General features: G+C 74.7%; 12 protein-coding genes. 5 read left to right on the top strand and 7 right to left on the bottom strand.

Annotated elements, in window-relative coordinates; all coding sequences use genetic code 11:
* Window positions 1-24: 24 nt before the first annotated feature.
* Both ACNJ93_RS30660 and ACNJ93_RS30655 read left to right on the top strand, forming a co-directional pair.
* Complete coding sequence (locus ACNJ93_RS30660) at window positions 25-774, top strand: class E sortase (RefSeq protein ID WP_418960716.1); 750 nt, start codon at window positions 25-27, stop codon at window positions 772-774.
* 309 nt (window positions 775-1,083) lie between these two features.
* Window positions 1,084-2,709, top strand: a complete 1,626-nt coding sequence (locus tag ACNJ93_RS30655) for an ABC-F family ATP-binding cassette domain-containing protein (protein WP_418960715.1) — start codon at window positions 1,084-1,086, stop codon at window positions 2,707-2,709.
* 16 nt (window positions 2,710-2,725) lie between these two features.
* Here the strand turns inward: ACNJ93_RS30655 and ACNJ93_RS30650 are convergent, their stop codons facing one another.
* A complete protein-coding gene (locus ACNJ93_RS30650) occupies window positions 2,726-4,351 on the bottom strand; it encodes a poly(3-hydroxybutyrate) depolymerase (RefSeq protein WP_418960714.1) in 1,626 nt (541 codons plus the stop codon).
* A 130-nt stretch (window positions 4,352-4,481) separates the two neighbouring features.
* On the opposite strand from ACNJ93_RS30650, the gene ACNJ93_RS30645 reads away from it, so the two are divergent.
* The gene (locus tag ACNJ93_RS30645) at window positions 4,482-6,608 is read left to right on the top strand and encodes a protein kinase domain-containing protein (RefSeq protein ID WP_418960713.1); all 2,127 of its coding nucleotides are present in this window, start codon (window positions 4,482-4,484) and stop codon (window positions 6,606-6,608) included.
* Here the strand turns inward: ACNJ93_RS30645 and ACNJ93_RS30640 are convergent.
* Complete coding sequence (locus ACNJ93_RS30640) at window positions 6,490-7,767, bottom strand: MFS transporter (protein ID WP_418960712.1); 1,278 nt, start codon at window positions 7,765-7,767, stop codon at window positions 6,490-6,492. The two genes, ACNJ93_RS30645 and ACNJ93_RS30640, sit on opposite strands and share 119 nt — an antisense overlap.
* Before the next feature lie 55 nt (window positions 7,768-7,822).
* Between ACNJ93_RS30640 and ACNJ93_RS30635 the strand changes: the two genes are divergently transcribed.
* Window positions 7,823-8,566: an AraC family transcriptional regulator gene (locus ACNJ93_RS30635; protein WP_418960711.1), complete on the top strand. Its 744-nt coding sequence runs from the start codon at window positions 7,823-7,825 to the stop codon at window positions 8,564-8,566.
* A 25-nt stretch (window positions 8,567-8,591) separates the two neighbouring features.
* Complete coding sequence (locus tag ACNJ93_RS30630; protein WP_418960710.1) at window positions 8,592-10,067, top strand: oxidoreductase; 1,476 nt, start codon at window positions 8,592-8,594, stop codon at window positions 10,065-10,067.
* Here ACNJ93_RS30630 and ACNJ93_RS30625 read toward each other — a convergent pair.
* The 5 genes from ACNJ93_RS30625 to ACNJ93_RS30605 form a co-directional block, all read right to left on the bottom strand.
* A complete protein-coding gene (locus ACNJ93_RS30625; RefSeq protein WP_418960709.1) occupies window positions 10,018-10,803 on the bottom strand; it encodes a pyridoxamine 5'-phosphate oxidase family protein in 786 nt (261 codons plus the stop codon). The genes ACNJ93_RS30630 and ACNJ93_RS30625 overlap by 50 nt on opposite strands.
* Window positions 10,804-10,959: 156 nt before the next feature.
* Window positions 10,960-11,502, bottom strand: a complete 543-nt coding sequence (locus ACNJ93_RS30620) for a flavoprotein (RefSeq protein ID WP_418960708.1) — start codon at window positions 11,500-11,502, stop codon at window positions 10,960-10,962.
* A gap of 70 nt (window positions 11,503-11,572) precedes the next feature.
* Window positions 11,573-12,946: an aldehyde dehydrogenase family protein gene (locus ACNJ93_RS30615; protein ID WP_418960707.1), complete on the bottom strand. Its 1,374-nt coding sequence runs from the start codon at window positions 12,944-12,946 to the stop codon at window positions 11,573-11,575.
* Window positions 12,943-13,947, bottom strand: a complete 1,005-nt coding sequence (locus ACNJ93_RS30610; RefSeq protein WP_418960706.1) for a proline racemase family protein — start codon at window positions 13,945-13,947, stop codon at window positions 12,943-12,945. Before ACNJ93_RS30610 ends, ACNJ93_RS30615 begins: the two co-directional genes overlap by 4 nt.
* Window positions 13,948-13,963: 16 nt before the next feature.
* A complete protein-coding gene (locus ACNJ93_RS30605; protein ID WP_418960705.1) occupies window positions 13,964-14,875 on the bottom strand; it encodes a dihydrodipicolinate synthase family protein in 912 nt (303 codons plus the stop codon).
* Window positions 14,876-14,889 lie beyond the last annotated feature (14 nt).

The raw sequence follows: 14,889 nt of genomic DNA, 5'->3' as shown, positions 1-14,889 counted from the left end.
GTTTTCGGCGCATCCTGGAAGACCATGCTCCGTACACGCACCGCCGCCACCGCACTCGCCGCCCTGACCGTGGGTCTCGTCGTCGGATGCGCCGGCACGAGCGACGCCGGACGGCTGCCGGACGCCTCGAAGAACGTCCTGGCCTCGGCCTCCGTCCCCTCCATGTCCACGACCACGACCACGACCGCGCCCGCGGTCGCGGCGCCCTCCTCCACCCCCGCGGCGAAGCCCTCGCCCGAGCCCTCCCCGACGGTGCGGCCGCGCGCCGCCGAGCTGGACATCCCGTCGATCGGCGTGCGGGACCTGAAGGTCGTGCCGTACGAGGGGACCACGGACGACCGGCCCGGCACCGTCATCCAGGACCGCGGCGTCGCCGCCAGCCCGTACGGGAAGCGGGGCGGGGTCGGCCCCGGGGACGTCGGGAACTACCTGGTCACCGCGCACCGCCTGTCCGCCGGCGGCCCGCTGCGCGAGCTGCCCGCCGTCGAGGTGGGCGACTCGGTGCTGGTCACGGCGGGCGACACGGTCTACGAGTACGAGATCACCGCCACCCGCGAGACCTCGTTCCGCTCGGCCGCCTCCCTGGCCGCGCAGCGCGCGGCGGTCCCGGGCGAGCCGGGCGAGAAGCCGGCCAGGGCCATGATCACCCTCTCCACGTGCGCCACCCCCGAGGACAACGCGGAGGGCAACTTCTGGCGGGACGCCAACGGCAACCCGGAGCACCGGATCGACAAGATCGGCGTCCTGAAGGCGACCCGCCCCGCCGCACCGTAGCCGGGGGCCGTAGCCGGGGTCTGTCGCCGAGGCGCGCCGAAAAGGAGAGGCGGCCGCGCCCGGGGATGTCGTAGGGTCGGAGCGACCCCGTACGGCGGCAGGACCCGTACGCGACCGAGGAGCGAAACGTGGCAGGTGACGTAGACATCTCGGGGTGATCCCCGCGGTGCAGGCCACCGGCCGGCGCGTGAACGACGCGCTGCCGTGGGTGGCCGATTCCCGTCTGCCCTTCTTCCGCCTCCCGCAGTGCCGCGCGCCCCGGCAGAGCCGTACGCGGCGCGCCCTGCGGCGCACCCGAGGTCTCCCACCATGTCTCAGCACGCCACTGTCACCTGTTCCCGGCTGTCCTTCGCCTGGCCGGACGACACCCCCGTCTTCACCGACCTGTCCTTCAGCGTCGGCCCCGGCCGCACCGGCCTCGTCGCGCCCAACGGCGCCGGCAAGAGCACGCTGCTCGGGCTGATCGCCGGACGGCACCGGCCGGCCGCCGGCACCGTCACCGTGTCCGGCGTCCTCGGCCACCTGCCCCAGGACCTGCCGCTGGCCGCCGCCGAGCCCGCGCCGACCGTCGCCGAGGTGCTCGGCATCGCGCCGATCGTACGCGCGATCGACGCCATCGAGGCGGGCGACGCCGACGCGCGGCACTTCGAGGTCATCGGCGACGACTGGGACGTCGAGGAGCGCAGCCGGGCCGAACTGGACCGGCTGGGCCTCGGCGACGTGGCCCTCGACCGCCGGCTCGGCACGCTCAGCGGCGGTCAGATCGTCGCCCTCGGTCTCGCCGGGCAGCTCCTCAAGCGTCCCGACGTCCTGCTCCTGGACGAGCCCACCAACAACCTCGACCGGCGCATGCGGGAGCGCCTCCACGACGTGCTCGCCGACTGGCAGGGCTGCCTGCTGGTCGTCAGCCACGACCGTGAGCTGCTCGACCGGATGGACCGCATCGCCGAACTGGACCGCGGCGAACTGCGGCTGTACGGCGGGAACTTCACCACGTACGAGGAAGCCGTCCGCGTCGAGCAGGACGCCGCGGAACGCGGGGTGCGCGCCGCCGAGCAGGAGCTCAAGCGTGAGCAGCGGGCCATGCGGCTGGCACGGGAACGGGCCGAGCGCCGCGCCGGGAACGCCGCCCGGAACCTCAAGGACGCGGGACTGCCCCGGATCTTCGCCGGCACGATGAAGCGCGGCGCGCAGGAGGCGGCCGGGCGGTCGGGCCGGATGCACGCCTCGCGGGTCGACGAGGCCCGGGCCCGGCTGGACGAGGCGGGCCGGGCGGTCCGCGACGACCGGCGGCTCGTCCTGGACCTGCCGGACACCGACGTCCCGGCCGGCCGGACGCTGTTCACGGGGACCGGCCTGGCGGCCTCGCGCGGCGGCCGGGAGCTGTTCGCCGACGCCGACCTCGTCGTCCGGGGCCCCGAGCGCATCGCGCTGACCGGGGCGAACGGGGCGGGCAAGTCGACGCTGCTGCGGCTGCTCGGCGGGGAGCTGGAACCGGACCGGGGCGAGGTGCGCCGGGCCGAGGGCCGCGTGGCGCACCTGACGCAGCGGCTCGACCTCCTGGACCGGGAGCTGACGGTGGCGCAGAACCTCGCGGCCGCCGCGCCCGGGACGCCCGAGGCGGACCGGCTGAACCTGCTGGCCCGCTACCTGTTCCGGGGGGCGCAGGCGCACGTCCCGGTCGGTGTGCTGTCCGGCGGGGAGCTGCTGCGCGCCACCCTGGCCTGCGTGCTGCACGCCGAGCCGGCGCCCCGGCTGCTGCTGCTCGACGAGCCCACGAACAACCTGGACCTGGTGAGCGTCGGGCAGCTTCAGAGCGCGCTGACCGCGTACCGGGGCGCGTTCGTCGTGGTCAGCCACGACGAACGCTTCCTGGACGGGATCGCGCCGACCCGCCGGCTCGAACTGCGCGACGGCCGGCTGCGGGAGGCGTGACGCCTCCCGCGGAGCCTCACGCGTACACGACGGTGAGCGTCGCCCGGGTGTCGCGGTTGACGAACAGATAGGCCGCCGCGGTCTGGTTCTGTTCGAACCGCAGCCGCAGCTGGGTCCGCCCCGACCTGTCGATCGCCGCGAGCCCGGCGGCCGACAGGTCGGTGGAGGACCGGGAACCCGAGGCGAAGGCGGCGACCTCGGCCGCGCCGGGCGCGGTCGGGGCCGCGCCCCAGTCGCCCGGTTCGGGCGCGCAGCCGCCGAGGCAGCCGTGCTGGACGTCGACGAGGAGCCGGTTGCCCGGCGGGCTCGCCCACGGGTCGCCGGAGCCGGCGGACCGGGTCAGCGTGACGTACGCCCGGGCGATCCGCCGGTCCGCCGGGATGCGGGAGGTGTCGAAGGACAGCACCGTGCGGTTGTACCGGCCGTCGCTGCCGCGGCCGACGGCCAGTCCGTACGTGCCCTCCAGCGTGCCGAGAGCCGCACCGGAGCCGTCCGCGCCGGCCTTGACGTACCCGTCCTCGGCGTCGAGGCTCGGCAGGCTCACGCTGCCGGCGGGCGGCGGTCCCGGCTCGCCGCCTCCGCCGAGGGCGCGGACCATCGCCATGATCGTCTCGATCTGGTCGCCGCCGTGCCGGGCGTAGTCCGCGTCGCCGAGGTAACCCCACCAGTTCCAGCAGCCGTTGGGGTTCTCCAGGGAGGTGGTGGCGACGGCCTGCGGGTAGAGCACGATCAGTCCGTTGGTGTCGGCGTACTCGTTGAGGTACGCCTTGTCGACAAACGTCGTGCCGAACCCCTGGTACGAGTAGCCCTGCTTGCAGCCGTGCAGGGCCACCACGATCCGGCACACCGCCCCCTGCTCGCAGGAGTCGGGCGTGTAGACGAAGCCCTGGTCGTCCATGGAGATCGCGCGGGCGGCGCCGCCGGGCGCGTACGGGTTCTGGTCGAACCGGGTCAGGGTGCCGCCGGGCGCGGCGGCCGGCGCGGCGGGCGTACGGCCCAACAGGTGGCCGAGCATGTCTCGTTGGGGGTCGATCCCGCAGTCGTTGAGGAACGGGGTGGCGGTCGCGGTGCAGGCGTTCGGGCCGAGCGGACTGATCCAGGCGTGCCCGGCGGCGGTGCTGCGGTCGTAGCGGACGTCGGCGCCGAAGTGGGCGAAGTACTCGGCGAGGGCGGTGACGACGGGGCGTTCGACGGTCGAGTCCGACGCGCCGCTGAAGGCGTACACCCGGTCGCCGGCGAGCTGGGCGACGTCGTCGACCAGCCCCTGGGCCGACCAGTCGGCGGTGAGCTGCCGCAGCCTGGCCGCCTGAAGGTCCTGGGTGACCTCCATGCAGGCGTTGAGGGCGGTGGCGAGGCTGTTCTGGGCGCAGTACTGCGGGCCGGACGCGAAGGCGGCCGAGCCGTCGAACGTGCCGGAATAGGCGACATGGAGCTGCGTGGCCATGTAGCCGCCGGACGAGATGCCCGCGCTGTAGACCCCGTCGACGGGGTAGGACTTCAGCGTGCCCGGGACGGGGACGACGGAGGCGGCGCCGGAGACGGAGTCGGAAGCGGAGGCGGCGGGGCCGGGCGGGGCGAGGCCGAGGAGCGGGACGAGGAGCAGTCCGGCAAGGGTCCGGGCGAGGGTGCGCAGTGGGGGCACGGGTCCTCCCTATGGGGTGGCGGAGGGGTGACCGTACTGGCGTGCAACGCCTCGCGCGGATGGCGCGGAACGCCACAACAAACCGGATTGCCATGGGCGTTGCCGACCTGGACGGAGCATCGGCAGTCCGGTGGAGCGCACGGTCCCGGAGTTCGTAGGCTGGGTCACCGCAACACGACGACAGGGGGTCCTGGTGGCGGGTCGGGTGCTGGCTCGACGGTACGAGCTCCGGCAACTGCTGGGCAGGGGCGGGATGGGAGAGGTCTGGGCCGCTGACGACCGGCGCCTGCAGCGGCGGGTGGCGGTGAAGGTCATCCCCGACCACGCGTCGTCGCAGGAGATGCTGGACCTGTTCTTCCGTGAGGCGCGGACCGCCGGCGGGCTGTCGCATCCGGGCGTGGTGACGGTGTACGACCTGGGGCAGGAGGACGACGGCGCGGTCTTCCTCGTGATGGAGCTGGTCTCCGGCCGCGATCTGCGCTCGGTGCTGCGGCAGGACGGGCCGCCCGAGCCGGCCGACGCGGTCGACTGGATCGCGCAGGTCGCGGACGCCCTGGCCGCGACGCACGCGGCAGGCGTGGTGCACCGGGACCTGAAGCCGGACAACCTCATGCTGACCGGGTCGGGCCGGGTGAAGATCCTCGACTTCGGCATCGCCCGCTATCTGTCCACGGTCACGATGGCCAGCCGGGTCATCGGCACGCCCGCGTACATGCCGCCCGAGCGGCTGAAGGGGAAGACCGGCGACGGCCGCTCCGACCTGTACTCGCTGGGCTGCGTGCTCCACGAACTCCTCACCGGGCGCACGCCGTTCGGGGTGCTGGACTACCACGCGCAGATCTTCGCGCACATCAGCGAGACCCCGGAGCCCCCGAGCGCGTTGCGCCCCGGCCTGCCCGCCGCGCTGGACCGGCTGGTGGCGGACCTGCTGGCGAAGGACCCGGACCTGCGGCCGGCGTCGGCGGCGGAGCTGCGGGACCGGCTGCGCACGTGCCTCGCCCCGGCCCCAGGAGACGGCCGGGACGCGGCGGGCGGCGCGCGGACCGCCGATCCGGCGGATCTGGAGGCCCGCGGGCAGGCCGCCACCGCGGGCGAGCGGTGGAGCGAGGCGGCCGCGCTGTACGCCGAGCTCGCGGAGTACCGCGCCCAGGCGCTCGGCGAGGCGCATGCGGACACCGTCGACGCGCGCTACCACCACGCCTGGGCCCTCGGGAAGTCGGGCCGGCACGCGGAGGCCGTGCCGCTGCTCAACCGGGCCGTCGGCGATCTCACGCGCGTGAAGGGCCCCGAGCACCCGACGACGCTGACCGCCCGCCACCACCTGACGTGGAATCTGGGCAAGGCGGGCCGGCACGCGGAGGCGGCCCGCCAGTACGGAGAGTTCGTCGACGCCTACGTGCGGGTCTGCGGCCGGGACAACTCCGACACCCTCGCCGCCCGCTACGACCGCGGCTGGAACCTCAGCAAGGCCGAACGGCACGCGGAGGCGCTGCTGGTGTTCGACGACGTCCTGCCGGACCTCACACGGGTCAAGGGCGCGGAGCACCCGGACACCCTGGCCGCCCGCCACGACCAGGCGTGGAGCCTGGGGCAGACCGACCGGCACGCGGAGGCGGCCCAGCGGTACGACTCGTTCATGCGCGCGTACATCCGCGTGCGCGGCCCGGAGCACGAGGACGTGCTCGCCGCCCGCCCCGACCACGCCTGGAACCTCGGCAAATGCGGCCGACACGCCGAGGCGGTCCGCGAGTACGAGGACTTCATCGAGGCATTCCTGCGGGTCCGCGGGCCCGAGCACCCCAAGGCGCTGATCGCCCGGCACGACTACGCCTGGAACCTGGGCAAGTCCGGACGGCACGCCGAGGCGGCCGCCGAGTACGAGAGCTTCCTCGACGCGTACCTCCGGATGCGCGGGCCGGACCACGGCGACAGCCTGTCCGCCCGCCACGACCACGGCTGGAACCTCGGCAGATCGGGCCGGCACGCCGAGGCGGCGCGGCTGCTGGCCGCCGCCGCCCCGGACTTCGCCCGGGTGAAGGGCCCGGAGCACCCCGAGACGCTGGCCGTCCGCCACGACCTCGCGTGGAACCTGGGGCAGACCGGCCGGCACGAGGAGGCGGTCCGCGAGTACGACGCCATCATGGACGCGTACGTCCGGGCGCGCGGCGCGGACCACCAGGACGTCCGGGGGGCGTTCCAGGAACGGGAGTGGAATCGCGCCCGGCTTCCTTCCAGGTCCCGGATGTGGTGGCACTAGGGGCTGTCCGACGCAGGGCCCCGGGTGGGGTGGGTTCGGGCAGGGTCCGGAAGAGGAGCCAGCTCAGGGCGGGCATGGCGATCAGGGGGGTGAGGGCCGTCCTGAGGTCGGTGGTGTCGGCGAGGTGTCCCAGCAGGGGGCTGACGAGGCCGCCGACGCTGACGGTGAGGCCGAGGGTGACGCCGGCGGCGGTGCCGACGCGGGAGGGCAGGTAGTCCTGGCCGAGGGTGACCTGCAGGGAGAAGGGGACGTACAGGCCGGCGGAGGTGAGGGCCACGAAGAGGAACATGGCCGGTCCGGGTGCGTGGATCACTCCGGTGACGGCGGCGACGGAGAGCAGGTAGGACCAGCGGGAGACGCGGACGCGGTCGTAGCGGTTGGCCAGGGATCCGCCCAGGACCGAGCCGAAGGCGCCGCCCAGGAACAGCAGGAACAGGGCGACGGTCCCCGCGGTGGCGCTGCCCTCCATGCGCTGCTGGGCGTGGAGGGAGACGAAGGTGCTCAGGCCGGTGAAGACGACGGAGCGGAAGACGACCGCCAGGGACAGCCTTACGAACGAGGCCATGTCGTCCGCGCTGCGAGGCGCCCGCGTCCCGGCCGTGCCCGTCCGGGGCCGGTCGAGCATGCGCAGGACGGGGAGGCACAGGGCCGCGCCGGCGAGCGCCGGGAGGACGAGGACGGGCGTCCAGCGCAGGGAGCCGTGTCCGATCGCGGCCGCCACCATGAGCGGGGCGAGCGCGAAGCCGATGTTGCCGCCGAGGGAGAACCAGCTCATCGCGCTGTGGCTGCCTGCACTGGCCAGCCGGGCCAGGCGGGCGGACTCCGGGTGGTAGGCGGCCACGCCGACGCCGGAGACGGCGACGAAGAGCAGGGTGAGCCCGTAGGAGCCGCTCAGGCCGCTCAGCGCGATGCCCACGCCGCCCAGCAGGGTGCTGACCGGCAGCAGCCACGGCATCGCCCATCGGTCGGTGAGCGCGCCGAACACCGGCTGGGCCACCGAGGACAGCAGGGACGCGGCCAGCACGATGCCGGACGCGACCGCGTAGGTGTAGTCCCGTTCGGCCACGAAGAACGGGATCAGCGCCGCGACGGCGCCCTGATAGATGTCGACACAGGCGTGCCCCACGGCCAGCAGGGAGATCGATGTGTTCCTTCGCACCCGTCCCATGCTGGGAGAACCAGCCGGTGTCGCGCTTTCGCTAGATTGACAGGTGATGCAGAAAATCCGCCACACCCCGGTGGCCCCGACCCGGACCCAACGCCTGGCGCCCGGCGGGGAGATCGACGCGCACCGCCACGACGACCACCAGATCGCCTACGCCAGCCGGGGCACCATCGCGGTGACCACCGACGCCGGCTCCTGGGTCGCCCCCGCCACCCGCGCGCTCTGGATCCCCGCCGGCACCGTCCACCAGCACCAGGCCCACGGCGAACTCGACCTCCACCTCGTCGGCCTGCCCGCCGGCGAGAACCCCCTCGGCCTGGACGAGCCCGCCGTCCTGGCCGTCAGCCCGCTCCTGCGCGAACTCATCGTCGCCTACACCCGCGACCCCGACGACGACAGCCCGGCCCACCGACGCCTGCGCGCCGTCATGCTCGACCAGCTCACCCTCTCGCCCGAGCAACCCCTGCACCTGCCGGCCCCGACCGACCCGCTCCTGCGCGAGCTGCACGAGATCCTGCGCGCCGACCCGGCCGAGAACCGCTCCCTCCACGACCTCGGACGCCAGATCGGCGCCGGCGCCCGCACCCTCTCCCGCCGCCTGCGCGCCGACCTCGGCCTCACCTACCCGCAGTGGCGCACCCAGATCCGGCTCCACCACGCCCTGGTCCTCCTGGCCGACGACACCCCCGTCACCGTCGTCGCGCACCGCTGCGGCTGGTCCTCCGCCAGCACCTTCATCGACGTCTTCCGCCGCACCTTCGGCCACACCCCCGGCACCCGCCCCACCGTCTGACGCAGGCGCGGCCTACCCTCAAGGGGTGCTGAACCACGACCAGTTGACGCCGCCCGAGCGGGAGCTGTGGGACGCCTTCCCGGAGGGCCGTACCGTCGATCTGCGGTCGGGCGACCCGCGGGCCGACGATCCGGCGGGCGACGCCGAGTGGGGCGACGGACGGTCGGTGCGCGCGGCCGTGGTGGCGGCGCTGCTGCTCGGTGCGCATGCCGGCTCCTCCGGCTCCGTGCCGGCGCTGCGGCTGGCCGGGGCGCGGATCACCGGACGACTCGACCTGTCGGGCGCGGAGTTGACGCACGCGCTCTCTCTGGAGGGCTGCCGGCTGGACGAGACCGTGGTTCTCGTCGGGACCTCGGCGCGGACCGTCCGGATCAAGGGAAGCCGGCTGCCCGGCCTGGACGCGCGGCTCGCCCGGATCGAGGGCGCGGTCCGGCTCCAGGGTTCCGTGCTCGACGGCGAGGGCCTGGTCCTGTCCAACGCGACCGTGGCCGGTGAGGTCAGCCTGGTCGACGCGCGGATCTCCGGCCCCGGGGAGTGGGCCGTCATGGCGGGCGGGCTCGCCACGGAAGGCGCGGTGTTCGCCCAGCGGCTGACCACCGCCGGCGGGCTGCGGCTGCCCGGCGCGGTCCTCCCTCGCGGCCTGTTCCTCACGGGCGCCACCTTGCGCAATCCCGGCGGGGACGCGCTCGTCGCGGGGCAGCTGTCCGCGTCGGCCGTCGACTGCTCGGGCGGCTTCACCGCCGAGGGCGCGGTACGGCTGCGCAAGGCGCGGATCGAGGATCTGCTCACCTTCGAAGGCGCGCGCCTGGAGGGCGAGTTGGTCGCCACGGCGCTGCAGGCGGGCGATCTGGACCTGCGCACGGCCGCGCCGCCCGCAGGGACCGTCGACCTCAGGGCCGCCCGGGTCACGTCGTACCGGGACGCGGAGGACGTCTGGCCGGAGCGGCTCCTCCTCGACGGCTTCGTCTACGACGCGCTCGACTCCGGGACGACGTTCGACCGGGGCGACCTGCACCGCCGGCTCGCGTGGCTGGCGTGCACGCCGGGGTACGCCCCGCAGCCGTACGAGCAACTGGCTGCATGGTACAGGCAGATGGGCCACGAGACGTACGCGCGCCGGGTGCTCCTGGGCAAGCAGCGCCGACACCGCCGCACGCTGCACCTCACGGGACGGCTCTGGGGCGGCATGCTCGACGCGACCGTCGGTCACGGCTACCGGCCGTGGCTGGCCGGCGTCTGGCTGACGGCGCTGACCCTGTGCGGCACGCTCGTGTTCCGGGCGCACTCCCCCACGCCGGTGAAGCCCGGCGAGGGGGCGCCGTTCCAGCCGTTCGTGTACACGCTCGACCTGCTGATCCCGTTCGGCGGGCTGGGCCACCGCACGGCCTGGTACTGGACGGACGACCTCAGCCAGTGGCTCGCGTACGCGCTGATCGCGGCCGGCTGGCTGCTCACGACAGCCGTCGTCGCAGGCGTGACACGAATCCTGAGCCGGAACTAGCGCGGGCCGGCTCCGCGGGCGGCTGCTCCCGCCAGGGCGCGGCTCCGGTGCGGGGCGGCGGGGCGTACGGGCCGCGTTCGGCGGCCTCGGCGGCGGCGCCGAAGAAGTCCCCGCCCTTGCGCCGGAAGTCGTCGGTGCCCCAGGCGCGGGCCGGACCGGTGAGCGGCATCTTCTGCAGGTGCGGGATGTGCTTCGCGCAGTGCACGTACGCCTCGTCGACGGTGACGACGACCCATGCCTCGGCCCGCCGGCCGGGCACCGGGTCGACCGGCAGTCCGGGGTGGTCGCGGCGCAGCTCCGCGTCGGTGAGGACGCGGGCGCTGCCGTTGACGTGGAGTCCGATGCGGTCACGCAGGAAGTCGACCATGAGGATGCCGACGTGGGCGTTCTCCTCCAGGTTGCCGAGGCTGGCGTGGACCCCGTTGCCCCGGTACTCGGGGTAGGCGAGCGTCCGCTCGTCCAGGACGGTCAGGAAGCCGGGCGGGCCGGCGCGGAAGGTGCTGTCGCAGTGGCCGTGCCGGTCGGCGGTGGCGAGGAAGAACATCTCCTGCCGGGCGACGAACTCCCGCATCCGCGCGTTCAGCCGGTCCAGGACCTGCTCGGCGTAGAACTTGTCGGCGCGCCCGGCCGTACCGGTGCGCACCTGCACCAGGTGCTCGCCGTCGCTCCCGGGCCGGGCGGTGCGCAGGGGCACGGGCCGGGCGGGCGGGGCGGTCCGGGTCGTCGGTGCATCCATGGGTCGCCTCGCCGTCTGTGGGTCTCGGGACATCCCGTGCGGTCTTCGTACGCGGAGTCCGAGTGTGCGCCGATTGCCCCCTCCCCGGCGGAATTCCCGCAATTCGTACGCCGGCCTTTCGGCGCGGTGGTATACGCCCCGAGCCGGCCGGCCGGCTCAGGCGGCCCTCCGCTCCTCGAGGACGGGCGCGAGGAGGTCCAGGGCCTCCACCCACGGGAAGGCGTCGGGTCGCGGGGACGCGCCCGCGCCGATGAGGACGCCCATCTCGCGGAGGCGGTCGAGGCTGCGGGGGTAGGCGGGGTGGGCCGCCATGGCGTCGTTGACGCAGGGCAGGACGGCCGTCGGGATGCCGAGGCCGTACGCCTCGCAGAGGATGCCGAGGGCGAGGGTGTCGGCGATGCCGGCGGCCCATTTGTTGATCGTGTTGAAGGTGGCGGGTGCGACGGCGATGGCGTCCGCCGGGGGCAGCGGGCGCGGTTCGCCGGGGGTGCGCCACGCGGAGCGGATCGGGTGGCCGGTCCGCGCGACGAGCGCCTCGGTGTCGAGGAAGCCGAGCGCCGTCGGCGTCGCGACGACGCCGACGGCCCAGCCGCGGTCCTGCGCCGCGCCGATCAGCCGGTCGACGCCGGAGGCGATGCCGGCGGCGCAGACGACGACGTACAGGAACGGTTCGGCGGTCGGTGCGGGCTGCTCGGTCACGGGGGCTCCTGGGCGGGGCGACGGCGGGGCGACCCGGGAAGCGTACGGGGGCGTCCCGCCGTCACCCGTCTCAGGGTGTGAGCGTGTAGGTGCGGCTGGAGGTGTAGAAGTCCAGGGCGGCCCGGCCCTGTTCGCGCGGGCCGTGGCTCGAGTCCTTGGTGCCGCCGAAGGGCAGGTGGAAGTCGACGCCGGTGGTCGGCGCGTTGATCCTGATCATGCCGGTGTCGAGCCGGTCGAGGCCGTGCAGGGCGGCGGTCAGGTCGGCCGTGTGCACCGAGGTGACCAGCCCGTACGGCACGGCGTTGGCGAGGCGCACCGCGTGGTCGAGGTCGTCGGCGGGCAGCAGCACCGCCAGGGGCCCGAAGACCTCGGTGCGGAGCAGCCGGTGGCCGGGCTCGGCCTTCTCGACGAGGGTCGGCGGCGCGTACCAGCCCGGGCCGTCGGGCGGTGCGCCGCCGCCGGCCAGGACGGGCAGGCCCTGGGCGGCTTCGGCGACCCGGTCCCGGGCCGCGCGGTCGATGAGCGGGCCGCACACGGTGGTCTCGTCGGCGGGGTCGCCGACGGGTAGGGCGTGCAGGGCTTCGCGGAGCGCCTCCCGGAGGGGTTCGAGGGCCGCGCCGACGGCGATGACGCGGCTGGTGGCGGTGCACTTCTGCCCGGCGTACCCGGCGACGGCGGCGGCGAGGTGCGCCGCCGCGCGCGCGAGGTCGGCGTCGGGCAGCACGATCGCCGCGTTCAGCCCGCCCATCTCGGCCTGGACGGGGACGCCCCGGCCGGTGGAGGCGCGCACGACGGTCCGGCCGACGGCGGTGGAGCCGGTGAAGGAGACGACGTCGGCGCAGGAGACGAGCGCGTTGCCCTCCGTGGCCCCGCCGGGCACGACGGTGAACACGCCGTCGGGCAGGGCCCCTTGGACCAGTTCGGCGAGGCGCAGGGCGCAGGCGGTGGCCTCGGGGGCGGGCTTGAGGACGACGGCGTTGCCGGCGGCGAGCGCCGGGGCGGCCTTCCAGCTGGGGATGGCGTAGGGGAAGTTCCACGGCGTGATCAGTCCGGCGACGCCGTGCGGCCGTCGCCGGGTGAGCAGCAGCCCGGCGCCGGCGGCGGGCTCGTGGACGGCGCCGGCGGGCTCGTACGGGGCCTGGGCGTAGTACCGCCAGATGGCGGAGGTGCGGGCGATCTCGGCGCGCGCCTCCGTGATCGGCTTGCCGACCTCGCGGACGGCCAGCGCGGCCAGTTCGGGCGCGGCCGCGTCGACGGCGTCGGCGACGGCCGCGAGCGCGGCGGAGCGGGCGGCGGCGCCGGCGTGCAGCCACTCCTGCTGGGCGGCGCGGCCGTGCTCGACGGCGTCGGCGACGGCGAAGGCTCCGGGGGCGGGGAGCTGCACGACGACGTCGGCCGGGTCGGCGGGGTTGTGGGACGTGAGCGTCGCGGGGGTCGCGGTCACAGGAGGAAGCCTCCGGGGAAGGGGTCGTCCGGGTCGAGGAAGTACTGGGCGGTGCCGGTGATCCAGGCGCGGCCGGTGACCGTGGGCACGACGGCGGGCAGCCCGCCGACGGTGGTCTCCTCGGTCAGCCGCCCGGTGAACCGGGTGCCGATGAAGGACTCGTTGACGAAGTCCCGGCCGAGCGGCAGCAGTCCGCGGGCGTGCAGCTGGGCCATCCGGGCGGAGGTGCCGGTCCCGCAGGGCGAGCGGTCGAACCAGCCGGGGTGGATGGCCATGGCGTGCCGGGAGCGGTGGGCGTCGGAACCGGGCGCGGCGAGGTAGACGTGCTTCACCCCGGCGATCTCCGGCTGCTCGGGGTGGACGGGCCGCTGCGGCGAGGCGTTGATCGCGTCCATGATCGCGAGCCCGGCGGCGAGCAGCTCGTCCTTGTGGGCGCGGTCGAACGGCAGCCCCAGGGCGTCGAGTTCGACGAAGGCGTAGAAGTTCCCGCCGAAGGCGAGGTCGTACGTGACCGTGCCGAGTCCCGGCACCTCGGCCTTGGCGTCCAGGGCGACGCAGTACGCGGGCACGTTCGTGAGGGTGACCTCGCGCGCCGCGCCGTCCTCGACGCGGACGTCGACGGAGACGAGACCGGCGGGGGTGTCGAGGCGCACGGTCGTGACGGGTTCCGTCACCGCCACCATGCCGGTCTCGACGAGCACGGTGGCGACGCCGATGGTGCCGTGGCCGCACATCGGCAGCAGGCCGGAGACCTCGATGTAGAGGACCCCGTGGTCGGCGTCGGGGCGGGTCGGCGGCTGGAGGATCGCGCCGCTCATGGCGGCGTGGCCGCGCGGCTCGTACATGAGGAGGGTGCGCAGGTGGTCGAGGTGCTCGGCGAAGTACGTCCGGCGTTCGGCCATGGTGGCGCCGGGGACGACACCGACGCCCCCGGTGATCACCCGGGTGGGCATGCCCTCGGTGTGCGAGTCGACGGCGTGGAAGACGTGGCGGGTGCGCACGGGCGCGCTCCTTCCCTCAGCGGGTCTCGGCGAGGACCTTCTCGGTGGCGGCGCGCACGACGGCCTCGGTCTCCGCGTCGAGCGGGAGGCGCGGCGGCCGGGTGGGGCCGCCGGGCCGCCCGGCGAGGTCCATGGAGAGCTTGATGGCCTGCACGAACTCGGTCTTCGAGTCCCAGCGCAGCAGCGGGTGCAGGGTGCGGTACAGGGGCAGGGCGGTGTCCAGGTCGCCCGCGACCGCGGCGCGGTAGAGCTCCGCGCAGGCGGCGGGCAGCGCGTTGGGGTAGCCGGCGATCCAGCCGACCGCCCCGGCGAGGGCGAGTTCGAGCAGGACGTCGTCGGCGCCGATCAACAGGTCGAGGTCCGGGGCGAGTTCGGCGAGCTCGTAGCCCCGGCGGACGTCGCCGCTGAACTCCTTCACGGCGACGACGCTTCCGTCGCGGTGCAGCCGCGCGAGGAGCTCGGGGGTGAGGTCCACCTTGGTGTCGACGGGGTTGTTGTACGCGACGACGGGCACGCCGGCGCCGGCGGCCTCGGCGTAGTGGGCGCGTACGGCGGCCTCGTCGGCGCGGTAGGCGTTGGGCGGCAGCAGCAGCACGGAGCCGCAGCCGAGCTCCGCGGCCTGCTCGGCCCAGCGGCGCGCCTCGCCGCTGCCGTACGCGGACACGCCGGGCATCACGCGCGCGCCGCCGGCGACCTCGACGGCGGTCCGCACGACGCGCTCGCGCTCGTCGTCGGTGAGGGTCTGGTACTCGCCGAGGGAGCCGTTGGGCACGACGCCGTCGCAGCCGTTGTCGAGCAGCCAGCGGACGTGGGCGGCGTACGCGTCGAAGTCGACCGAGCGGTCGGCGCGCAGGGGCAGCGCGGTGGCGACCATGATGCCGCGCCAGGGGCGCTCGGGGGTACAGACGGGGGCGGTGCGGAGAGCCATGTGCGGGAACCTTT

This window comes from Streptomyces tritici, assembly GCF_048500665.1.
GTDB lineage: Bacteria > Actinomycetota > Actinomycetes > Streptomycetales > Streptomycetaceae > Streptomyces > Streptomyces tritici.
This window is presented reverse-complemented; position numbering and strand designations above follow the sequence as displayed.